Source organism: Salipiger sp. CCB-MM3, from assembly GCF_001687105.1.
In the GTDB taxonomy this organism is placed as follows: domain Bacteria; phylum Pseudomonadota; class Alphaproteobacteria; order Rhodobacterales; family Rhodobacteraceae; genus Salipiger.
Map to the genome: position 1 here is coordinate 234,532 of NZ_CP014596.1, position 20,851 is coordinate 255,382.

Here is a 20,851-nt window from a genome sequence, read left to right on the forward strand (position 1 = left end):
GCAGGAGCCTTGCAGCGCCGCCCGGCTTTTGCCATGAGCGCCGCATGAGCTCCGATTACAATCCGCCGCAGGGAGAGATCCCGGTCCTTCACGCCGATCACGAGATCCTCGTCGTCGACAAGCCCGCAGGGCTGCTCTCCGTGCCCGGCAAGGGCCCGGAGCTTGCCGACTGCCTGATCGAACGGCTGAAGGTCGCCTTCCCGCAGGTGCTGCTGGTGCACCGTCTCGACCGCGACACCTCAGGGGTGATGGTATTCGCCCTCACCCCGCATGCGCAGCGCCACATCGGTCAGCAGTTCGAACGCCGCCGCACCAAGAAGACCTATCTGGCGCGGGTCGCCGGGCGGCTCGAGCCCAAGCACGGGCATATCGACCTGCCGCTGATCGTCGACTGGCCGAACCGGCCCAAGCAGATGGTCTGCCACGAGACCGGCAAACCGGCGCAGACCGACTGGCGGGTGATCAAGGCCACCGACGAGGAAACCCGTGTGCACCTGCTGCCCCGCACCGGGCGCAGCCACCAGTTGAGGGTGCACATGCTGTCTCAGGGCCATCCGATTCTGGGCGATCCGTTCTACGCGCCGGACACCGCCGATCAGTATCCACGCATGATGCTGCACGCCGAAGAGCTGCGCCTGCGTCATCCCGACGGCGGCATGGGCCACACTTTCCGCGCACCCGCGCCGTTCTGAGCCGTCCTGCCCTTCCTATTGGCGGAAATATCCCCGCCGGAGGCGCGGGGAGCGGAACGTCCGAGCCAGGTTACTCCGCTGCCAGACGTTGCTCGCGATGCCCGATGGCGGCCACTTCGGCAATCACGCCGCGCAGCAACCGCCGGAAGGCGTGGAAATCCCCGCTCGGGCGCACCTGCGCCTCGTCCATATAGAGCGCACGGTCGATCTCGATCTGGATCGCGTGCTGGCGGCGTGAGGGTCGACCGTAATTCATCGTGGTGAACGCCCCGGCGAAGGGCGCATTGCGCGCCACTTCAAGTCCGGCGCGGCGGAAGGCCTGCTCCACCAGATCGACCACCTCGGGCGCAGCCGAGGCGCCGAATCGATCCCCCAGTACGATTTCCGGCCTGCGTGTCCCCCGGCGCAGCACGCTTTCCACCGCCTCATGCGGCATCGAATGGCAATCGATCAGGATCGACTCGCCAAACGCGCTCTTGGCCGAATCGAGCAGCGCCTGCAGGCGTGTGTGGTAGGGCCTCCAGTAGAGCCCGATGCGCCGCTCTGCTTCGGCTAGAGGCAGCTTGCCGCAGTAGATCGCCCGCCCGTTCGCCACCACACGCGGCACGACGCCAAGGCCGGAGGCGACTCGCGGGTTATGCCCGGCGCGGCGCACTCCCTCGATCAGCGCAGGATCAAGCTCGTCAGAGGCACGGTTGAGATCGATGAAGGCGCGCGGCGCCCCGGCGCGTAGCAAAGGCGCTCCGAACTGCGGCGCACAATCGAACAGCCGATCGACGAAGGCATCTTCGGACGAGCGAATCTGCTTCTCGTCCAGAACCGTGCCCCGCAGAAAGCTCCACGGGTAGTCACGCCCAGAGTGCGGCGAGGCGAAAACCACCGCAGAACTATGGGTTTCAGGCAGATCGAGATGATAAGCGACTTTGGGCATCGGGGCTCCTTGCAGGAATAAGATAGCCTGAATCTTATTTCTCCCAAAAGCCCTTGATCCCCCCTCCGACTCCTTTTATAGAGCGCTCCACCGGCGCAGTTCACTGCGGCACTCGAAAGAGGGACGCGGCCAGAACAACAAGAAAAGCGCAGGCCATACGGGCGGTTAGCTCAGCGGTAGAGCACTACGTTGACATCGTAGGGGCCACTGGTTCGATCCCAGTACCGCCCACCATGGAATTCATCGCCTCGAACCACGGTTCGGGGCAAAACGCAACGCCAGGCGCTCGCGCGCCGCGAAAGAGGAGAGACTTGATATGAAAGTCGCTAACTCGCTCCGCTCGCTCAAACAGCGCCATCGCGACTGCCGCGTTGTGCGTCGCAAGGGCCGTGTTTACGTGATCAACAAGACCCAGCGTCGTTTCAAAGCTCGTCAGGGCTGATCGAAACCGCAGGATCTTGATCCGGCTGAGGGCCGCCCATCTCGGGTGGCCTTTTTGCTGTCCAGCGCAAGGGTTTGGTGCAGCACCGGTTTTACAGCAGGCCGCAGCCACGCCATACAAAAAGGCCCCGTGCGAACGCATGGGGCCTTTTGCTGTCCGCCACTGCGCCGCGATACGTCAGATCTGCGGCACCTCGAGCTCGGCCTCTGCTTTTCGCACGGCCTGCATGAAGTCCCGAATCAACTCCGGCGATTTTTCGCCCGGCGCGCTTTCGACACCGCTCGAAAGGTCGATCTGCCGCGCTCCGGTCATCCGCACCGCCTGCGCCACATTCTGCGCGGTCAGCCCACCTGCCAGAATCCAAGGCACCGGCCAGCGCCGACCGGCGATAAGCCGCCAATCGAAGGCCAGCCCGTTGCCGCCGGGCAGCGCCCCGCCTTTCGGCGCCTTGGCATCGACGAGCAGCATGTCGGCAACCCGCCCATAGGCTTCTAGCGCAGGCAGGTCTTCCTCAGACGCCACGCCCACGGCCTTCATCACCGGCAGGCCGAAGCGCTCGCGAATCTCCGCCACGCGCTCGACGCTCTCCTTGCCGTGTAACTGAAGGATATCGAGCGGCACATTGTCGGTGATCTCTTGCAGCAGAGCATCGTCCGCGTCGACCACCAGCGCCACCTTGGCCAGCCCCACAGGGGCCGCCAGCGCCAGCTCGCGCGCCTGCGCCACGGTCACCGCACGCGGGCTCTTGGGGAAGAACACAAAGCCTGCGTAGCGCGCCCCGGCCTCGGCGACGGCGGCCACGTCGGCGGGCGTGCGCAGCCCGCAGATTTTCACCTGAATATCCATCCGCTCCTTGCCTTCTTCAGCGTTCATTTCCGTAGATACTCCCGCAGACGCCCGCCGCCAAGCAATGAGGGGAGCCAAAGCCCCCCTCTGCCTGCCCTCCGGCAGTGCTTTCAAATCTCGGGGCCCAACTCACGCTGGCACGCCCGCTGAGGGTGCCTCAGGCGCTCTGGTCGAGGATCGCCAGAACCTCGTCCTTATCCTTGTCGCGCTCGTCCTGAGTCTTTTTCAGCTGCCGCTCGAGCCGCTTCACCTCGGTCTTGCGCTGCGCCGCCACCGCACGATGCTTGTGCTCGCGCAGCCACTCCCAGACGAAGCCGATCAGCAGACCCGCGACAATCCCGCCAAAGATCACGATGAACACCGGCACAGTGACCGTGTACTGGAAGTTCAGCAGTTCGGCCATTTCGGTCGGCAGAAGGTTCAGCGTGGCAGGTCCACGGTTGGCCAGAGCCACGCAGATCAGCACAATGGCCAGAATGGCCCAGAAGGCGTAGCGAATGTATTTCATCGAGGTCACTTCCCGTTCAGTCGGTCCCGCAAGAGCTTGCCGGTCTTGAAAAACGGCACGCATTTCTCCTCGACGTCAACGGCTTCGCCCGTGCGGGGGTTCCGGCCCTGTCTAGCGTCCCGCTGCTTGACCGAAAAGGCGCCAAAGCCGCGCAGCTCCACGCGATTGCCATGCGCCATCGCAGCGGTGATTTCCTCGAAGATCGTGTTCACGATCCGCTCGACGTCTCGTTGGTAGAGATGCGGGTTCTCCTCCGCGATCTTCTGGATCAATTCCGATCTGATCATCCTCGCCCATCCCTATATCGCATTTTCCGCGCTCCCACTGTTGTACGACCTTTGCCGGGGGCTCGCCAAATGGAAACCGCGAGAATCAGAGAAAAATCCATGAAAAGCAGCGTATTGCGCGGCTTCATGCCGGTCAAACCCCGCTCGAGCCCGCGCCGGGCGCAATTGCTGCGCTGCGGCTATCCCAAAGAATAGTCCGCGATTCGGCCCCCGAGACAGGCCGAAGCCACGCAATCTCGGCTCAAAAAAGCGCGTCGATTTCTTCCGCGACCAGCCGTTCCAGCCGCCACAATTGCGCGTCGTGCAGCCCCTGCGCGGCCAGAGACGTCACCGTCCGATGCAGATATTCGACGTTCGAGCCCGCGTGGCCGCAGGCGCGCGCGATGATCTGTGCGGTCTCCTCCAGCGTCAGATCGGTCCGCAGACGATTTCCACGCGGCGGCGCATAGAAGGTCAGCGCACTCACCATGCCGCCCGCTGTTTCGACGGGCACCCAGCTGTAGCTGTCCGAAAGCTCCACATAGGGCATCTCGCGGCGCACGAGCGCCTCGGTGGCTGCCAGCACCTCCGCCTCGGCCACCTCGTGCAGCAGCGCGGTGCATTCGCCGCCCGGCATCAGCGCCATCATCAGCCCCGGCGCCTCGGGCGTGCCGCGCCACGAGGTCAGCTCGATACAGAAGGCACGGTGCCAGCCCAATGCCCGCCCCTGCCGTTCGGCGACCGGGGTGAACTCCGGCTTCCACAGAAGCGAGCCATACGCAAATACCTGCAGCGGCCCCTCCGGGCGCTGCGCGAGAATCTCCCGCGCCTTCGCAGCGATGCCCGCGTCATCGAGACGGGTCCAGCCCCAAAGCTCGGCGTCGTCGGTTTCAGGCACTTCGCGAAAGACCCGGTTCACATGGTCTTCGGTCAGGAAAAGGGCAGCGGTAGAGGGCATATCGTTTGGCATATGCGGTTATCGTCACGCCTGCGGCCCAAGCGCAAGACGGCGGAGCGCTCTGCACATCCCCCTGTGCAGCCATGCGCCAAGCAATAAGCCTCAGCTTTGGGGCGCTGCCAAAGAAAAAGGCCCCGGTCTCCCGGGGCCTTCTTTGTCTCATTGCAAGCGCGAGGCTTACTCGTCGCGCTTCAGAGCTGCGCCGAGGATGTCGCCCAGCGATGCGCCGGAGTCGGACGAGCCGTACTGTTCCACGGCTTCTTTCTCTTCGGCGATCTCGCGTGCCTTGATCGACAGGCCCAGACGACGGGTCTTGCTGTCGATGTTGGTGACGCGGACGTCGAGCTTGTCGCCAACCGAGAAGCGCTCGGGGCGCTGCTCTGCGCGGTCACGCGACAGGTCCGAACGGCGGATGAAGGACTTCATGCCTTCGTATTCCACCTCGATGCCGCCATCTTCGATCGCGGTCACTTCGACGGTCACGATCGAGCCGCGCTTCACGCCGCCAACCGCGTCAGCGAACTTGTCGCCGCCGAGTGCCTTGATCGAGAGCGAGATACGCTCTTTGTCGGTGTCCACTTCGGTGACAACGGCCTTGACCACGTCGCCTTTGCGGTACTCCTGGATGGCTTCCTCGCCGCGCTGATCCCAAGACAGGTCCGAAAGGTGAACCATGCCGTCGATCTCGCCGGGCAGGCCGATGAACAGACCGAATTCGGTGATGTTCTTGACCTCGCCCTCGACCTCGGTCCCTTCCGGGTGAGTCTCGGAGAACACTTCCCACGGGTTGCGCATGGTCTGCTTGAGGCCGAGCGAAACGCGACGCTTCGCGGGATCGATCTCGAGAACCATGACTTCGACTTCTTGCGAGGTCGAGACGATCTTGCCCGGGTGGACGTTCTTCTTGGTCCAGGACATTTCCGACACGTGAACCAGACCTTCGACGCCCGGCTCCAGCTCCACGAAGGCGCCGTAATCGGTGATGTTGGTCACGCGGCCGGTGTGCACCGTGCTCAGCGGGTACTTCACAGCCACCAGATCCCACGGATCTTCCTGCAGCTGCTTCATGCCGAGGCTGATACGGTGGGTCTCTTTGTTGATCTTGATGACCTGGACCTTGACGGTCTCGCCGATCGACAGGATCTCCGACGGGTGGTTCACACGGCGCCATGCCATGTCGGTGACGTGCAGCAGGCCGTCCACGCCGCCCAGGTCAACGAACGCACCGTATTCGGTGATGTTCTTGACCACACCGTCGACCGTCTGGCCTTCGGTGAGGTTGGCGATGACTTCCGCACGCTGCTCGGCGCGCGATTCCTCGAGGATTGCACGACGCGAGACAACGATATTGCCGCGACGACGGTCCATCTTGAGGATCTGGAACGGCTGCTTGAGACCCATGAGCGGGCCTGCGTCGCGCACGGGGCGGACGTCAACCTGGCTGCCGGGCAGGAAGGCAACAGCGCCGCCGAGGTCGACGGTGAAGCCACCTTTGACGCGGCCGAAGATCGCACCTTCGACGCGGGCGTCGTCGGCGTAGGCCTTCTCGAGACGGTCCCATGCCTCTTCGCGGCGGGCCATCTCGCGGCTGATCACGGCTTCGCCGCGGGCGTTTTCAGCTGCGCGCAGGTAAACCTCGACTTCGTCGCCGACCGAGATCTCGGGGGCTTCGCCGGGGTTTGCGAATTCTTTCAGCTCAACGCGGCCTTCCATCTTGTAGCCGACGTCGATGATGGCCTGGCCCGCTTCAATTGCGATGACCTTGCCTTTAACAACGGACCCCTCTTCGGGGGTGTCCATTTCGAAGCTTTCGGTAAGGAGGGCTTCGAATTCCTCCATGGTTGCGTTTGCCATGTGGCGTATATGTCCTTTACATCGGTTTTGCTGGCCGGGTGGTTGTCTCCACCGGTCTTCGGATTGGTCTTTCGGGCGATCCGCATATGACAAAGAGGGCCGGTTACCCGACCCTGCCCGTCTTTGGTCCGCGGCGTGTGGTGCCTTGCTTGACGCGCGCGATATAGCCCCTGCACCGCCGCAGATCAAGCCAAAAGCCCTTCTGGCACCGCCGCGCGCCCCCTCTCGCCGCCGGCCGCCGCTTCTTCTCTTTGCAAATACGCCGGGGGAGACCGCGCCCCGCGCGGTCGGGGGCAGCGCCCCCAAGACCCGCGCTGCGAGCAAAAGCTGCGCGACATCAAACCACTGCAAACCACTGCACGGGGCCCGCAACCCCTCCCCCTCCGCCGCCCAGCCGTGCTACACGGCCTGCGACCAGCCGGAGAGAGCCATGCGCGCGCCCAACCTTCCCCTCACCCGCGATCTCGTCCTCATTGGCGGCGGCCATTCCCATGCGCTGCTGCTGCGGATGTGGGGCATGGATCCGCTGCCCGGCGCGCGGGTGACGCTGATCAACCCCGGCCCCACCGCGCCCTATTCGGGCATGCTGCCCGGGTTTGTTGCCGGACATTACGGGCGCGACGATCTCGACATCGATCTGGTGAAACTGGCGCGCTTTGCTGGCGCGCGCGTGGTGTTGGGCGCCGTTACCGACCTCGACCGCGCCGCCCGGCAGGTGCATGTGGCTGGCCGCGCGCCCATCGGGTTCGACGTGGCCTCGGTGAACATCGGCATCACCTCGGCCATGCCCGACGTGCCCGGCTTCGCCGAACACGCTTTCCCAGCAAAACCGCTCGGACCTTTCGCAACCGCATGGGAGGCCTATCGCGACAAGGAAGGACCCGCTGCGGTAGCAGTGATCGGTGGCGGTGTGGCAGGCGCTGAACTGGCCTGCGCCATGGCCTTCGCGCTCGGGCAGCGCGGGCGCGCGGCGCAGGTGCATCTGATTGAGCGCGGCACGGCGCTGACCGCGCTGCGCCCCACCGCCGCCAGCAAGGCCCGCGCCGCGCTCGCATCGCAGGGCGTCACGCTGCACGAGGGGGCCGACATCACCGAGGTCACCGCCACCGGCCTGCGCCTCACGGATGGCACCGAGATTACCGCCGGTTTCATCACCGGCGCGGCTGGCGCGCGGGCGCAGGGATGGCTGCAGCAGACGGGCCTCGATCTGCACGACGGCTTCATCAAGGTCGCGCCCAGCTTGCAAAGCTCCGATCCAGCCATTTTCGCCGCCGGGGACTGCGCGCATCTCACCCAAACCCCGCGCCCCAAGGCCGGGGTGTTTGCCGTGCGCGAGGCCCCGGTGCTGCTGGACAACCTGCGTGCCACGCTCGAAGGCCGCGGCGATCTGCGCCGCTACCGGCCGCAGCGCGACTATCTCAAGCTGATCTCCCTTGGGCGCAAATCGGCGCTGGCCGACAAGGGCGGGCTGGCACTCTCCGGCCCGCTGATGTGGCGCTGGAAGGATCACATCGACCGCAAGTTCATGCGCAAGTTTGACGAGCTGCCGAAGATGACCGCCCCCGCCCTGCCCCGTCATCACGCGGACGGCATGGAAGAGGCGCTCGGCACCAAACCCATGTGCGGCGGCTGCGGCGCCAAGGTGGGGCGCGACGCGCTGGCCTCGGCGCTGTCGACCCTGCCCGCTCCGATCCGCCCCGATGTCACCGCCCTGCCCGGCGACGACGCGGCCTTGCTGCTCACCGGCGGACAGCGGCAGGTGATGACCGTCGATCACCTGCGCGCCTTCATTGAGGACCCCGAGGTCATGGCCCGCATTACCTGTGTGCACGCGCTCGGAGACATCTGGGCAATGGGCGCTGCGCCGCAGGCCGCCGTGGCAAGCCTCACGCTGCCCCGCATGTCCGAACCGTTGGCCGAGCGCACGCTCACCGAATGCCTCGGCGCGATCACCGGGATCCTGCGCGCCGAGGGGGCCGAGCTGGTCGGCGGTCATTCCGCTATGGGCGACGAGCTTAGCATCGGCCTTACAATTACCGGCCTGTGCGACGCCGCGCCGATCACCCTCGCCGGTGCCCGCCCCGGCGACACGCTGATCCTGACCAAGCCGATCGGCACCGGCGTCATCATGGCCGCGGAAATGGCGGGCGCGGCAAAGGGCGCTTGGGTGGCTGCCGCGCTCGCGCATATGACCAAGCCGCAAGGCAAAGCCGCCGAGATCCTGCGCGGCGCCAGCGCGATGACCGATGTCACCGGCTTCGGCCTCGCCGGGCATCTGCAGAATATCTGCAGCGCCTCGGGCGTCGGCGCGCGGCTGCACATGGATAAGGTGCCGCTGCTGCCGGGCGCCGAGGAGCTGTCGGCGGCGGGCCATGCCTCGACGCTCTACCCCAAGAACCGCGCCGCCCTGCCGTTCCAGCCGATGGGACCGAGGCCGGACCTGATGTTCGATCCGCAAACCGCTGGCGGGCTGCTCGCCGCAGTAAGCGGCGACGTCACGCAGTGCCTGCAGCAGCTTCGTGCTGCCGGCTTCCCGGCAGTGGAGATCGGCGAAATCACCGACCGCTCGGGTCAGATCGAGATGGTCTGAAGCCGCTCCGCCATCCGGTCCGCCAGCGCCTCAAGCGCCGCATCGTCGAGCGCGGGCGTCTCGAACCGTTCCAGCACCGTCGGCGTCATGGCGCGCATCGACTTCTCATAGGCCGGGTCATAATGATCCGCCGCCAGCGACGCGGCGAGCGCGCGCCGATCCCCGCTGTCGATCATCGCCTCCCAGCGGTCGATAAGCTCGTGCCCCCGGTGATAGCGCAGCGGCGAGAGCTTATCCTTGAGCGCCGCCCCGTCAGACCAGATGTCGTCATAGGCGGCCCCCAGATAGGCCGCACGTGCCTCGAGCGGCGCGGCCACCTCGACCCACGGCGCGAGCTTCATCGCCTCCCAGATCGCGGGCGGAATGAGCAGCTGTCCGATCTTGCTGCTCTCGGCCTCCACTAGAACCGGCCGCGCGGGATCGAGCCCGTCGAGCGCTTGCACCAGCTGTGTCTCGAACCATTTCTGGCTCGGCTGCCCGCCCGGCATATCGCCCAGCAGCGAGCCCCGGTGGCGTGCAAGACCCTCAAGATCGATCACCTGAACACCGCGCGCCGCGAGCTTCGGCAAGAGCGCGGTCTTTGCGGTGCCCGTATAGCCGCCAAGCTGGATCAACTTCACCGGCAGCGCCGAGTCGTAGAGCGCCTCGGTCACCAGACGCCGAAATGTGCGATAGCCGCCCTCGACATACTCGGCCCGCCAGCCGATCTGTTGCAGTAGATAGGTGAAAGAGCCGGACCGCTGCCCGCCGCGCCAGCAGTAGACCAGCGGCTTCCACCCGCCTTCGTGATGCGCCAAGGGCCCCTCGATATGCGCGGCGGCATTGCGGAAGACCAGCGCCGCGCCAAGCTTGCGCGCCAGAAACGGCGACTGCTGCTTGTATATGGTGCCGACACGCGCGCGCTCTTCATTGTCGAGCACAGGAAGATTGATCGCTCCGGGGACATGATCCTCGGCAAATTCAGCCGGGCTGCGCACGTCGATGACGGTGTCGCAGCCGTGGCGGAGAAACTCGGAGAGCTGGGTGATCTTGCGAGGCATGGCGCAGTTGGTAGCGCGCTGCGGGCAGTGAAGAAAGCGCGATTTGCGCTGCCGCAAGGGGAAGTGAATTTTTTCGACAAAACCCTCTGGACACTCCCCAACGGCTCGACTAAACCCCGCCTCACCCGAGGGGCAGCGCCCTTCACCCAGTGCCCGGGTAGCTCAGGGGTAGAGCAGTGGATTGAAAATCCTCGTGTCGGTGGTTCGATTCCGCCCCCGGGCACCATAATTTCTCAGAAAAATAAGTAATCAGGGAAACTGGCGGATAGTTTACTTCTTTTTCTCGATGCCCGGGACTGCGGGTATTGTAGCCGCAAGGTGTGCATCGATCCATGGCAATTTGGGCCATGGCCTTCGCGCCGAGAACTCAGGGAAGCATACGCCCGCGGACTACCTTGCTCTCCGCTAAGTCGCCTGAGATATCTGAGCTGACCGCATCGAGTCGTCCGGGTTAAATGATAATGCATGGTCGGCCTTCGATCCATGGAGATGAAGACCTCGGGCGCTGGCGCCACGCTGGTTTGGGTGGCAGCCAACTCGGAAGGGCGCGCGACGAGGTACCGCTTGAACTCGCGATGAAGAGCTGACGGCTCAGCGAGTGCCGATCCGCTGCGCCCTCAGGCGACGCGCGCCGCGGGCACGTCGAAGGGGCCCTCGGGGATCTTGTCAGTCTTGAAACTGTCCGCCGAGGCGCGCGACCAGCGTTCGTGCCACTCTTCCAGTTCGGGAATGATCTCGCCCGAGATCAGGAAGCCGTTCGGCACGTAGGGATAGGCCACATTGCCGTCGGTGAAGGTGTTGTCCTTCTCGCGGAACATGAAGTGATACGGGCGGAAGTCGATCGGATGGGTGAGCCCCGCCGCGCCGGCAAGCTCGCCCAAGGCCCGCATGGTGTTGGCATGGTAGCGCGCCACACGGTCGGATTTGTCGCCCACGTCGAGCGCCCGCGAGCGCTTGGGATCCTGCGTGGCGATGCCCACCGGGCATTTATTGGTGTGACACGCCTGGGCCTGGATGCAACCGATGGAGAACATGTAGCCGCGCGCCGAGTTGCACCAATCCGCGCCGAGCGCGAGCGCCCGCGCGATGTGGAAGGCCGAGGTGATCTTGCCCGCCGCGCCGACTTTGACCTGTTCCCGCAGCCCCGCGCCGCGCAGGGTCGCGTTGACGAAGCTCAGCCCCTCGAGCATCGGCATGCCGACCCGGTTGGCAAACTCCAGCGGGGCCGCGCCGGTGCCGCCCTCGCTGCCGTCCACCACGATGAAATCGGGCACGATCCCCGTCTCGAGCATCGCCTTCACCATGCACATGAACTCACGCCGATGCCCGATGCAGAGCTTGAAGCCCACCGGCTTGCCCTCCGAGAGCGTGCGCAGCTGGCCGATGAATTCCATCATGCCCTTCGGGGTCGAAAAGCTCGGGTGCGCCGCCGGAGAGATGCAGTCGCGGTCCATGGGGATGCCGCGCGCCTCGGAAATCTCCGGGGTGATCTTCGCCGCCGGAAGCATGCCGCCATGGCCGGGCTTGGCGCCCTGACTGAGCTTTAGCTCGATCATCTTCACCTGCGGGTCGGCCGCCTGAGTGCGAAACTTCTCGGGCGAGAAGCTGCCATCGTCATTGCGGCAGCCGAAGTAGCCCGAGGCCACCTGGAAAATCAGGTCGCCTCCGCCTTCGCGGTGGTATTTCGACACCGAGCCCTCGCCGGTGTCATGCGCAAACCCGCCCTTCTTGGCGCCGGTGTTCAGCGCAAGGATCGCATTGGCCGAGAGCGAGCCGAAGCTCATGGCCGAGATGTTGAACAGCGACGCGGCATAGGGCTGTCGGCAGTCCGGACCGCCGATCTCGACGCGGAAGTCGCTGTCGGTGATATGCACCGGGGCCGCCGAATGGGTGATCCAGGCATAGCCCGAGCTGTAGACGTTCTCTGTGGTGCCGAAGGGGCGCTTGTCCTCTACGCCCTTGGCGCGCTGGTAGACCAGCGCACGGGACTCGCGCGAAAACGGCTCCTCGTCGCGATCGCTCTCCAGCATGTACTGGCGGATCTCCGGGCGGATTGATTCCAGAAGGAACCGCATATGGCCAATAACCGGGTAGTTGCGCAGCACCGAGTGGCGTTTCTGCGTCAGGTCGCGCGCGCCAAGCGCGGTCAGCGCACCGGTGGCGAGCGCCACCGGCAGCCAAGCCGGGCTGAGCGCGATCGCGGCGGTGGTGCTGGCAAGGGTGGCAATGCCGGTCAGGGCAAGCGGGGTGTAGCGTGCGGGAAAAGCCATGCGGGTCTCTGCGTCGGTGCGATTTACTTGGTCTCACCATGTGCACTGACGCGCGGCTTCTCAACCCGGCGAAGGCAGAAAACCGCGAAGCGCAGCGAAAATTAGCGAAGCTGAGCACTGACCCGTTGTTTGGCAGTAGAAACATCGAACCCGCAACGAAAACGACCATTCACAAGCGAAGAAGCCTAGGCTCTCGCCGCGCTCAGCATATTTCCGCCAGAAACTGAACAGGACCGCTTCCTTAACAGAGCCCGGGACGTCACCGCAGCAAGGCCGGCTGCGGGCTTACTGCATGAACTTTTGAGGCCCACATTCTCGACCGTCGAATAGGTGATAAGGAGCTCTTGGAGCCGCTTCCGAACCAGACTCAGCCCGCCTTCTCCGACACGCTCACGAATTCCTCCACCGTCGGCGTCACACGCTCGAACTGGTCGACCTGACGCGCGTAGAGGTGGCCGCCGAGACGCCCGACGGCGTCGATGCCGATCTGGTCGACGTAATGGGTTTCCGGGTCCACCAGCGTCTCGCGCACGAACATGCGCTTGACCTCGCCCAGCACGATGGTGCGCGCGGGGCTGACCGGGACCGTCTGCACCAGATGGCACTCGAAGGCGGCGGGGGCGGCGAGGATGCGCGGGCTGCGCACGGTCTCTCCGGGTGCGGTTTCGAGCCCCGCAAGGGCGAGCTCGTCGACATCCGCGGGGAATTTGATTGAGCAGATCTCCATCTGGTCGACGAGCGCATGGTCCGAGATGTGGACGGTGAACTCGCCGGTGGCGAGGATGTTCGCCGCCGTGTCCTTGGGGGTGCCGTCGGGCTTGTGCTCGATCCCCACCGCCATGATCGCCGGATCATGGGTGAGGATGTTGAAAAAGCTGAAGGAGCCCGCGTTGGGCGTGCCGTCCTCCGACAGGGTGGTGATCAGCGCGATGGGGCGCGGGATCACCGTGCCGATCAGCAGCTTGTAGCGCTGCTTCGGCGTCAGCTCGGCGAAGTCGAAGGCGTGGCTGGTCATCGTCTGATCTTTCATGCGGGGATCCGGTGCGTCTCGAGGGGCGTGTGGCGCGAGAGGTTTTCGAACCCGTCGGCGGTCACGACATACATATCACCGATGTTGCAGCCTGCGGACATGGGTTCAAGCCATTGCGTGTGCAGGACGAAGACCATGCCCTCTTCCAGCCTGTCATAGTTGTGCGAGGAGATATTAAAGGCATTCTGCCCGCCCGCCATGCCGACCGAGTGGCCGAGGTTGGGGTTATGCGGGCCGAAGGTCGCCGGGTAGACATGCATCAGTTTGCGGCCCTGCGCCTCGTAATCGGCGTCGGGGACATATTGGCGCGGGATCTCGCGCGGGCCGCCATCGTCGGCGGTGCGCGAGTTGTAGGGCATGGTGCGGGCCTCGGCGTCCTTCAGCAGGCCGGCCTCGATGTAGCTGTCGAATGCGGCGTTGTTCAGGTCGCGGATCAGCGTGCCGGGGCGGATCAGTTTCTCGGCGGCCTTCACGCCGCGGGTGCAGGCGTCCAGCACCAACTCCTGCCGGTCGGTCAGCGCGCCGAAGGCGAACATGCGCGCGGTCTGGGCGGTGTAGCCTTGATAGGTGACGTTCGACACGTAGAGGTTGGCGAGATCGCCCTTGCGCATGACATGGCCGTAGGGCTTGCCGCAATGGGTGCCCCATTCGTTGGCGCCGATCTGGTAGCCGTCGCCGGTCTCGCCGCCGCGGGCCATCTGAGCGAGGGTGAAGGCGGCGTAGATTTCGTAGTCGGTCACGCCGGGGCGGGCGACATGATAGGCCGCCTGCGTCGCGATGCTGATCAGCTGTGCGGCGGTGCGGAACTGGGCGATCTCGGCGGGCGTACGGTTGCGCTGCATGCGGTCGAGGATGCCGTGTTGGTCGGAGATTTTCGCCTTGGGCATCTCGGACACCAGCGCGGCGCGGAACCCGGCCGAGCGCTTGTCACCGATGAAGCCTATATTGTCGGCCTTCAGCTCACCCAGGATACCAACCAGCGCCTGCATCGTCATGGCACCCGAGTCGCCGGGGATGTCGGCGTATTCACGGCCCACGGCGCCGATCTGCAGGATGCGGTCCACGCCGACCGGCTCGCCGCCCGGCGGCAGGATTACCGACTGGGTGAAGAACGACAGCAGCACCGGCTCCTTGTCCTCGTCCATCGGCACGATCAGCACGCCCTCGCGCATCCAGTCGCAGAGGTAGCGCAGGTAGGCATGCGCCGCGTGGAACCAGCCGACGCTGTCGCAATGCACGACGACGGCGTCGAGCCCGGCAGAGACCGCCTCGCGCTTCAGCTTGCGCATCCGCTCGGCGTATTCCTCCGCCGGGATCGGCATCGCCGGGGTGAAGTCGAAGTCGGGGGCGAAATCGCCGAGCAGGCTTTCGATGGACGGCCGGGCGCCGGAGCTGTGCGCGTTCATGGGAAGGTCCTTTCCGTGAGGGAGTTCGGGGTCAGCGGGCATCGCGCCCGCCGAAGCGTTGCAGGGTGACCAGCAGCAGGGCCGCGGCGAGGATCAGCACGCCCGAGACTGCGGCAACCCGCCCGTCGAGGCTTTCCTCGAGCATGGCAAAGAGGCGCAGCGGCAGCATGGTCCGGCCCGGATCGCCGAGGAAGAGCGTCACCGACACGTTGTCGAGCGACTGCATGAAGACGAGGAAGGCGCCCGCGAGGATACCGGGCAGGATGCCCGGCAGGCTGATGCGCAGGAAAGTGCGGGCGCGGCTGGCGCCGAGCGTGGCCGAGGCTTCCTCGAGCGCCGGGTTCATGCGCTGCGCGAGGCCCAGCACCGTGCGGAACATCAGCGGCGCGAAGACCGCCGCGTGGCCGATCAGCACCGCGAGGAAGGACGGGCCGAGGCCGAGAAGGCTCAGCGCCAGCAGCGCGGCGAGCGCGTAGACGAGGCTCGGCAGCACCAGCGGTGCCAGCAGCACCGGCTCGACCGACCCGGCGAAGCGCTTCGGCGCGCGTGCCAGCGCCCAGGCGGCGGGGGCGGTGATCAGCGTGACCACGGCGACCGTCGATAGCGCCACCTCGATCGAGTTCTTCGCGGCGGTGTGGATCGGCTCGGAGGCGATCGGGTCGAACAGGAGCTCGTACCAGCGCAGCGAGAAGCCCTCGGGCGGGAAACGCAGCGTCGTGCCGGAGTTGAAGGACATCAACAGCGCCAGCAGGATCGGGCCGATCATGAAGGCCAGCACCAGAAGGCCGCAGCCCCAGACGAAGGCCCAGTAGAGGGCGGTGGAGATCTTCGAGCGTGTCTCAAGCATGACCTTGGAGCCTTTCGTGACGGGCGAGCATGGTGAGGCCCAGCATGATGACGCCGGTGGACGCCAGAAGAAGGATCGAGATCGCGGCGGCCATTGGCCATTGGAAGAGTACACCGACCTCGCGGTAGACGAATTGCGGAAGATAGATCAGCCGCGCACCGCCGATGACGCTCTGCGTCACGTAAGAGGTGGTGGCGGAGGCGAAGACCAGCACCCAGCCCGCCAGCACGGCGGGGATGATCTGCGGGAAGATCGCGGAGAACCAGGCGCGCCAGCGGCCTGCTCCCAGCACCTCGGCAGCCTCCAGCGTCTTGCGATCGGCGCGGTTGAGCACGGCAAAGACCGGCAGCAGCAGGAGCGGCAGTTCGATCTGCACCAGCGCGATGATCAGCCCGGTCTCGGAGAAGAGCAGCGAGAACGGGCGCTCGGTGAGGCCGAGCCCGAGCAGCGTCTGGCTGATCGGTCCGTTGCGCCCGAGAAGCACGACCCAGGCGAAGGTGCGCACCACGTTGGCGGTCAGCATCGGCAAGAGCGTGCAGATCAGGATCAGCCCGCGGAGACGTTTCCCCGCGTGCCAATAGAGCATGACCAGCGGCAGCGCCGCCAGCGAGACGAAGAAGGTCACCTTCGCCCCCAGCGCCAGTGAGCTGACCCCATCGAGTGGTCCGGGTTAAATGCTAATGCATGGTCGGCCTTCGATCTATGGGGATGAAGGTCTCCGGTGCCGGTGTCCGATATCCAAGAGCGCTATGCGGCCGAGCGGTGTTGTAGTGCTTTCGCCATTGTTCGATGAGGATTTGCGCCTCCCTCAACGAGTAGAAGACCTCGCCATTGAGGAGTTCGTCCCTGAACCTGCTGTTGAAGCTCTCGCAATAACCGTTCTCCCAGGGTGACCCCGGCTCGATGTACGCGGTCTTCGCCCCCACCAGCTCGATCCAGTCGCGCACCTTCTGCGCGATGAACTCCGGGCCGTTGTCGGACCGGATGAACCGCGGCGGGCCGCGCTGGATGAAGAGATCGGTCAGGGCGTCCAGGACATCGGTGGAGTTCAGTCGCCTGTCGACACGGATCATTAACGCCTCCCGCGTATATTCATCGAGGATGTTGAGCGTCCGGTAGGTCCGGCCGTCACTGGTCCGGTCCTGCACGAAGTCGTAGGACCAGACGTGGTTGGGGTGCTCGGGCTTCAGCCGCACGCAAGAGCCATCGTCCAGCCAGAGCCTGCCGCGCTTCTTCTGCTTGTGTGGGACGACCTTGAGCCCTTCGCGCCGCCAAATGCGCGCCACCCGCTTGTGGTTCACCTGCCAGCCGGCACGCCGCAGCAGCACGGCGACCCGGCGGTAGCCGTAGCGGCCATACTCCCGGGCCAGATCGATGACGTCGGCGGTCAGCCGCGCCTCGTCTTCCCGGCCCTGTGGTGGCTTGCGCTGCGTGGAGCGGTGTTGGCCGAGCACCCGGCAGGCCCGGCGTTCGGAGATGCCGAGTGTCTCGCACACATGCTCCACGCATTCGCGGCGGCGCGAAGGGCTTAGAAGTTTCCCTGGGCAGCCTCGGTCAGGATCAGCTTCTCGAGCGTCAGGTCAGATACCGCCCGCCGCAGCCTCAGGTTCTCCTTCTCGAGTTCCTTCAGCCGCGACAACTGTGCCCGGTTCATCCCACCATACTGCTTCCGCCACCGGTAAAAGGTATGCTGCGATATCCCGATCTGCCGCACCGCATCGGCCATCGACAGGCCCTGGCCATGCAACACCTCGACCTGACGCAGCTTGGTGACAATGTCTTCCGGCTTCTCACGCTTTCCAGCCATTCCGTAGTCCTCCTGTTCGCCGAAATCCTATCGGATTTCAGGCTTCGTGGGTGGACCACTTCAAAGGGGCTGGCTCAGAAGCCTTCTGCCCCGTGCGTTACAACCACATGCTTGTAACACACGCGCTCGACCTGCCGCCGCTAACCGTATGATTTTTCAGGGGAATCTTAATTGGCTGGGGCGGTAGGATACCGAGGTAAGTTATTGATGATGTTTATTATTATGGATGATCTGAGGATATGGCGTCAATTGAAATGAGACCAAAACCCTGAATGTGCACCATCGTGTGGCGCACACCGACCTGAGTGATTGGCCCCGCACCGCGTGGGGCGCCAGTCCGCAAGGCAGACCTCCGGTTCGCAGGCGCAGCATCATCACCCACCCTTGGTCCGCGTTGCGGACCGTCCCGCCATTTGCTGCACCTGCCGCACACGCCCCGCCGCACGGCAACAAAGCTCAAGAAGCGCCATCACAGGGCCCGCCTGCACCCACACCGGGCACGCAAGCAGCGCTGCACATGCGCCCCCCTAGGGGAAGGTCTAATGCGCCCCTCGCGTCACAACGCGCTGTTGTCTTGCGGGAATCTGTTGCCCTTTGGCGTCACGCGCCAAATGAGGCGTGCATGGGGCGCATGAATTGGTCTCGTGCGTTGGTGCGTGTTCGTGAGTGGGTGCGCGTATCGCGACGCGTCTAGCCAGTATCCCCAGAGCCATGGCGCGCCGCCTCCTCCGAGGGCAGCCAGGCCCTATGCCAGCGCCATCATCATGATCAGCAACTCCATCAGTCACCAGGCGACTGAAAGATCGGTGGCATTGTGAGGCTCGTTCAAAACCGCGCGCAAAGACTTCTGTACGAGCGATCTCTTCGACAGGGCGGCTATGCGCAGGAAGCGGTCCTTGCAGGCTCGATTAACCCACCGGAAGCCGCCTTTCAGGCGGAGCGCAGCGATCGGCCCCTCCGAGCCCAGACTTGCCGTTCCATCCGCTGGCTCGCAACAGTCACACGCTATGTAACGGCGAACATTTCAACGTGCCGCACGGTTTCTGAAGGTGAATTGCGTCTCAATCGGCGCCGAACATTGCACCTATGTCGGCGCACATAAGTGACCCGCACGTTTGGCATTGCTTCCCCGGGGCGGCGTCGCCCCAAGCCCAGCAGCCGGCTCGGGCGAGCTGAGCGTGCGCGGGACTTCGTCCGAATTCTATCAGTCCGCCTCTCGGAAGGCCGCGTGGCAGGCGTTGCAGGTGGCCGCCACATGCCACGCGGCAGAGACCGATCCGCTGCCGCGCATCATCCCGCCTCCCTGCATCATGCCCGGGCCCATCTGGGCGTCTTCCCAGCGTTTCGGCAGTCTGCCCCTTGCCGGTGTGCTGGCCTGTGCCGCGAGCTCCCGCGACCATCCTTCCAGCATCTCGGCGAAATGGGCGAAGGTTCCGAAATCCCACCATATGGCGTCCTCCGCTTCGCTGGGCGCGCCGCCCGAGCCCTGCGGGAAGAGGTCGGTCAGATGTCGGCCCGCGCCCTGCATGATCTCCTCTGCGGCACTGCGGACTGCCCATGGATCGTAGGACAGCTCGCCATGCATCATGGCAAAAACCCGGTCGATCAGCTCTTCGAAGCGTTCCATACGCTCCATCCGTTCCTTGACGACCCCGGTCGCGCTCTCGTCGCCAGCACGGCGAAGCCAGCAGGCAGCGCGAAGGCCAGAGCTGCGGTAAAGGCGACGGTTTTCATGGCAATCTCCTTCTCATGGCAGGTGCAGAGCGGTAGATGCGGGCTTCGGCTCTGGCACGCCTCCTCTCGTGGTCAGAGCTGTCCCTCGATTGGCAGGAGCGCGGAAATTCCCGCCGTTGCCTTGCGCAGGACGGAGGCACCGGGATCAGCCGAGTAGATCTCGGTCCTTCCCCCGTACGACCACGTCCAGCGCAATTCGCCCGCCTCGCTCTGCGACAGGCGGAAAGCGTATCTCTTCAGGTCCTCCTCGATGGCCGACAGGAAGCCTCGGGCGGCGGGGCGGCCCTCGATGAAGACGCCCATCTCGGAGTTGAGGTTGATTGAGCGCGGATCGAAATTCAGTGACCCGACGAAGCTCGTGTCGTCGTCGATGATGATCAGCTTGGTGTGCATGGTAAGCTGTGTGCCCGAGCCGGGGGCGGTTTCGCCGAGCTGCTCGAGCACGTCCGCGCGCACCTCGTAAAGCTCGACCCCGGCCTCCAGCAGGGTCTTGCGGTGTCGCATGTAGCCGCCGTGGACGTAGGCGTGGTTGTTCGCCGCCAGCGAGTTGGTCACGATCCGCACACGCACGCCGCGCTGCGCGAGCTCGGTGAAGAGGTCAGCGCCCCAGGCGCGGGGCACGAAATAGGGGCTGACAACCGTGACCTGCGTTTGCGCTGCCGACAGGCGCTGTATCAACGCGTCGGCGACGCGGCGCGCGCCCGGTCCCGGCGGCAGGCGCAGTTTCTGCGGCAGGTCCGAGACCACCCGCGCGCGACCCCATGTCGCCGGGACCGCGCCGCTGCGCAGCTCCTGCAGGTAGGTTGAGCTCATGGCGTGGCGGTAGATTCCAGCGGCGCCGGCCTGTGCCCGTACCTCGAGCGCCGCGCGCACCTCCCCCGGATCGACTTCTTCGGGCCAGAACGCTCCGGCGGGCACGGACCAGCGGTCGTTCCAGAAGGTCTCGAAGGCGCGGGTGAGGTCGGTCACCGCCGGTCCGGCCATGAAGAGATCGAAATCGGCAAACTCTGTGGTCGTGTCGACCTGGTAATACTCGTCGGCGATGTTGCGCCCGCCGATCACCGCCACGCCGCGATCGACGATGAAGGCCTTGTTGTGCATCCGCCGGTTCACCCGTCCGAAATCGAGCAGGTAGTTCATGGCCTTGGGACTCTGCCGCGAGAGCGGGTTGAACAGCCGCACCGAGATCCGCGGATGCGCCGCAAGATAGGCGATCTGCGCATCGCTCGCGGTGGTGAAGACGTCATCGACCAGCAAGCGCACATTCACGCCCCGGTCCGCCGCCTCGATCAGCGCGAGCGAGATCAGCGCTGCTGCGCGGTCCGGTTTGATTAGGAAGGTCTGGATATCGATCTGGCGCTCGGCGGCGGCGATCAGCGACAGCCGGGCGCCGAGCGCGTCGTTTCCGGCCACCAGAGGGTAGAAGGCCGTCTGCCCGCCGCGCCCCGAGGTAGCAGCAGTGACCTGCGTCTCGATCGTTGGGGGCGGCGCGGCTCGCTCCTGAGGAAGGACCTCTCGAGGGGCATCGAAAGGGACATGGGTGCAGGCACAGAGGAGGGAGGGGAACAGGAGTCGCAAGAACACTTTTGGAGGGAAAAAATTGAATAATGAACAACCAAATGGAGAATTA

The 20,851-nt window shown here is 65.1% G+C and carries 18 protein-coding genes and 2 tRNA genes; 5 read left to right on the plus strand and 15 right to left on the minus strand.

The genetic code is table 11. The features are described 5' to 3' along the window. Nucleotides 1–44: 44 nt before the first annotated feature. Nucleotides 45–692, plus strand: a complete 648-nt coding sequence (locus AYJ57_RS15020) for a pseudouridine synthase (RefSeq protein WP_066107703.1) — start codon at nucleotides 45–47, stop codon at nucleotides 690–692. Between the two features lie 70 nt (nucleotides 693–762). Here AYJ57_RS15020 and AYJ57_RS15025 read toward each other — a convergent pair whose 3' ends face one another. Beyond that, nucleotides 763–1,623: an N-formylglutamate amidohydrolase gene (locus AYJ57_RS15025; RefSeq protein WP_066107706.1), complete on the minus strand. Its 861-nt coding sequence runs from the start codon at nucleotides 1,621–1,623 to the stop codon at nucleotides 763–765. A 159-nt stretch (nucleotides 1,624–1,782) separates the two neighbouring features. Between AYJ57_RS15025 and AYJ57_RS15030 the strand changes: the two genes are divergently transcribed. After that, a tRNA-Val gene (locus AYJ57_RS15030) sits at nucleotides 1,783–1,857 on the plus strand. Nucleotides 1,858–1,939: 82 nt separating this feature from the next. Next, entirely contained in the window at nucleotides 1,940–2,065 is a 126-nt protein-coding gene (gene ykgO, locus AYJ57_RS25530; protein WP_008884645.1) for a type B 50S ribosomal protein L36, read from the plus strand. A gap of 177 nt (nucleotides 2,066–2,242) precedes the next feature. On the opposite strand, the gene AYJ57_RS15035 is transcribed toward ykgO, so the two are convergent. The 5 genes from AYJ57_RS15035 to rpsA form a co-directional block, all read right to left on the minus strand. After that, nucleotides 2,243–2,938, minus strand: a complete 696-nt coding sequence (locus AYJ57_RS15035; RefSeq protein ID WP_237220249.1) for a phosphoribosylanthranilate isomerase — start codon at nucleotides 2,936–2,938, stop codon at nucleotides 2,243–2,245. 130 nt (nucleotides 2,939–3,068) lie between these two features. Then, entirely contained in the window at nucleotides 3,069–3,419 is a 351-nt protein-coding gene (locus AYJ57_RS15040; RefSeq protein ID WP_066110351.1) for a lipopolysaccharide assembly protein LapA domain-containing protein, read from the minus strand. 5 nt (nucleotides 3,420–3,424) lie between these two features. Next, nucleotides 3,425–3,706 (minus strand): integration host factor subunit beta, encoded by a 282-nt coding sequence (gene ihfB, locus AYJ57_RS15045; RefSeq protein ID WP_066107709.1) that lies wholly within the window; start codon nucleotides 3,704–3,706, stop codon nucleotides 3,425–3,427. A 241-nt stretch (nucleotides 3,707–3,947) separates the two neighbouring features. Further along, nucleotides 3,948–4,655 carry a gamma-glutamylcyclotransferase gene (locus AYJ57_RS15050; RefSeq protein WP_083191304.1) on the minus strand — a complete coding sequence of 236 codons (708 nt, stop codon included), beginning with the start codon at nucleotides 4,653–4,655 and terminating at the stop codon, nucleotides 3,948–3,950. A gap of 165 nt (nucleotides 4,656–4,820) precedes the next feature. Next, nucleotides 4,821–6,497 (minus strand): 30S ribosomal protein S1, encoded by a 1,677-nt coding sequence (gene rpsA / locus AYJ57_RS15055; RefSeq protein ID WP_066107712.1) that lies wholly within the window; start codon nucleotides 6,495–6,497, stop codon nucleotides 4,821–4,823. Nucleotides 6,498–6,927: 430 nt separating this feature from the next. On the opposite strand from rpsA, the gene selD reads away from it, so the two are divergent. Beyond that, nucleotides 6,928–9,087 carry a selenide, water dikinase SelD gene (selD, locus tag AYJ57_RS15060; RefSeq protein WP_066107715.1) on the plus strand — a complete coding sequence of 720 codons (2,160 nt, stop codon included), beginning with the start codon at nucleotides 6,928–6,930 and terminating at the stop codon, nucleotides 9,085–9,087. Here selD and mnmH read toward each other — a convergent pair. Beyond that, entirely contained in the window at nucleotides 9,069–10,127 is a 1,059-nt protein-coding gene (gene mnmH, locus AYJ57_RS15065) for a tRNA 2-selenouridine(34) synthase MnmH (protein ID WP_066110355.1), read from the minus strand. The two genes, selD and mnmH, sit on opposite strands and share 19 nt — an antisense overlap. A 151-nt stretch (nucleotides 10,128–10,278) precedes the next feature. On the opposite strand from mnmH, the gene AYJ57_RS15070 reads away from it, so the two are divergent. Then, nucleotides 10,279–10,353, plus strand: a tRNA-Phe gene (locus tag AYJ57_RS15070). A 391-nt stretch (nucleotides 10,354–10,744) separates the two neighbouring features. Here the strand turns inward: AYJ57_RS15070 and AYJ57_RS15075 are convergent. The 8 genes from AYJ57_RS15075 to AYJ57_RS15115 form a co-directional block, all read right to left on the minus strand. Then, nucleotides 10,745–12,397, minus strand: a complete 1,653-nt coding sequence (locus AYJ57_RS15075) for an FMN-binding glutamate synthase family protein (protein WP_066107717.1) — start codon at nucleotides 12,395–12,397, stop codon at nucleotides 10,745–10,747. A 367-nt stretch (nucleotides 12,398–12,764) separates the two neighbouring features. Then, nucleotides 12,765–13,427 carry a flavin reductase family protein gene (locus tag AYJ57_RS15080; RefSeq protein ID WP_066107719.1) on the minus strand — a complete coding sequence of 221 codons (663 nt, stop codon included), beginning with the start codon at nucleotides 13,425–13,427 and terminating at the stop codon, nucleotides 12,765–12,767. Continuing rightward, nucleotides 13,424–14,833 (minus strand): M24 family metallopeptidase, encoded by a 1,410-nt coding sequence (locus AYJ57_RS15085; RefSeq protein ID WP_066107722.1) that lies wholly within the window; start codon nucleotides 14,831–14,833, stop codon nucleotides 13,424–13,426. Before AYJ57_RS15085 ends, AYJ57_RS15080 begins: the two co-directional genes overlap by 4 nt. Nucleotides 14,834–14,864: 31 nt before the next feature. Next, nucleotides 14,865–15,680 (minus strand): ABC transporter permease, encoded by an 816-nt coding sequence (locus tag AYJ57_RS15090; RefSeq protein WP_066107724.1) that lies wholly within the window; start codon nucleotides 15,678–15,680, stop codon nucleotides 14,865–14,867. Continuing rightward, nucleotides 15,673–16,305 carry an ABC transporter permease gene (locus AYJ57_RS15095; RefSeq protein ID WP_066107725.1) on the minus strand — a complete coding sequence of 211 codons (633 nt, stop codon included), beginning with the start codon at nucleotides 16,303–16,305 and terminating at the stop codon, nucleotides 15,673–15,675. The genes AYJ57_RS15090 and AYJ57_RS15095 overlap by 8 nt, the downstream gene beginning before the upstream one ends. Before the next feature lie 52 nt (nucleotides 16,306–16,357). After that, a protein-coding gene (locus AYJ57_RS15100; RefSeq protein ID WP_157374189.1) for an IS3 family transposase occupies nucleotides 16,358–17,487 on the minus strand; the annotation gives its coding sequence in 2 pieces (ribosomal slippage) (nucleotides 16,358–17,223 and nucleotides 17,223–17,487; 1,131 coding nt in all). 1,204 nt (nucleotides 17,488–18,691) lie between these two features. Then, nucleotides 18,692–19,114 carry a cytochrome c gene (locus AYJ57_RS15110; protein ID WP_066107728.1) on the minus strand — a complete coding sequence of 141 codons (423 nt, stop codon included), beginning with the start codon at nucleotides 19,112–19,114 and terminating at the stop codon, nucleotides 18,692–18,694. Between the two features lie 179 nt (nucleotides 19,115–19,293). After that, a complete protein-coding gene (locus AYJ57_RS15115) occupies nucleotides 19,294–20,634 on the minus strand; it encodes a phospholipase D family protein (RefSeq protein WP_066107731.1) in 1,341 nt (446 codons plus the stop codon). Between the last annotated feature and the right edge of the window lie 217 nt (nucleotides 20,635–20,851).

Bases quoted from the DNA above. Each gene is read 5' to 3' on its own strand.
- AYJ57_RS15020 (WP_066107703.1), top strand. From the start codon at position 45: ATGAGCTCCGATTACAATCCGCCGCAGGGAGAGATCCCGGTCCTTCAC.
- AYJ57_RS15025 (WP_066107706.1), bottom strand. From the start codon at position 1,623: ATGCCCAAAGTCGCTTATCATCTCGATCTGCCTGAAACCCATAGTTCT.
- ykgO (WP_008884645.1), top strand. From the start codon at position 1,940: ATGAAAGTCGCTAACTCGCTCCGCTCGCTCAAACAGCGCCATCGCGAC.
- AYJ57_RS15035 (WP_237220249.1), bottom strand. From the start codon at position 2,938: ATGAACGCTGAAGAAGGCAAGGAGCGGATGGATATTCAGGTGAAAATC.
- AYJ57_RS15040 (WP_066110351.1), bottom strand. From the start codon at position 3,419: ATGAAATACATTCGCTACGCCTTCTGGGCCATTCTGGCCATTGTGCTG.
- ihfB (WP_066107709.1), bottom strand. From the start codon at position 3,706: ATGATCAGATCGGAATTGATCCAGAAGATCGCGGAGGAGAACCCGCAT.
- AYJ57_RS15050 (WP_083191304.1), bottom strand. From the start codon at position 4,655: ATGCCAAACGATATGCCCTCTACCGCTGCCCTTTTCCTGACCGAAGAC.
- rpsA (WP_066107712.1), bottom strand. From the start codon at position 6,497: ATGGCAAACGCAACCATGGAGGAATTCGAAGCCCTCCTTACCGAAAGC.
- selD (WP_066107715.1), top strand. From the start codon at position 6,928: ATGCGCGCGCCCAACCTTCCCCTCACCCGCGATCTCGTCCTCATTGGC.
- mnmH (WP_066110355.1), bottom strand. From the start codon at position 10,127: ATGCCTCGCAAGATCACCCAGCTCTCCGAGTTTCTCCGCCACGGCTGC.
- AYJ57_RS15075 (WP_066107717.1), bottom strand. From the start codon at position 12,397: ATGGCTTTTCCCGCACGCTACACCCCGCTTGCCCTGACCGGCATTGCC.
- AYJ57_RS15080 (WP_066107719.1), bottom strand. From the start codon at position 13,427: ATGAAAGATCAGACGATGACCAGCCACGCCTTCGACTTCGCCGAGCTG.
- AYJ57_RS15085 (WP_066107722.1), bottom strand. From the start codon at position 14,833: ATGAACGCGCACAGCTCCGGCGCCCGGCCGTCCATCGAAAGCCTGCTC.
- AYJ57_RS15090 (WP_066107724.1), bottom strand. From the start codon at position 15,680: ATGCTTGAGACACGCTCGAAGATCTCCACCGCCCTCTACTGGGCCTTC.
- AYJ57_RS15110 (WP_066107728.1), bottom strand. From the start codon at position 19,114: ATGGAACGCTTCGAAGAGCTGATCGACCGGGTTTTTGCCATGATGCAT.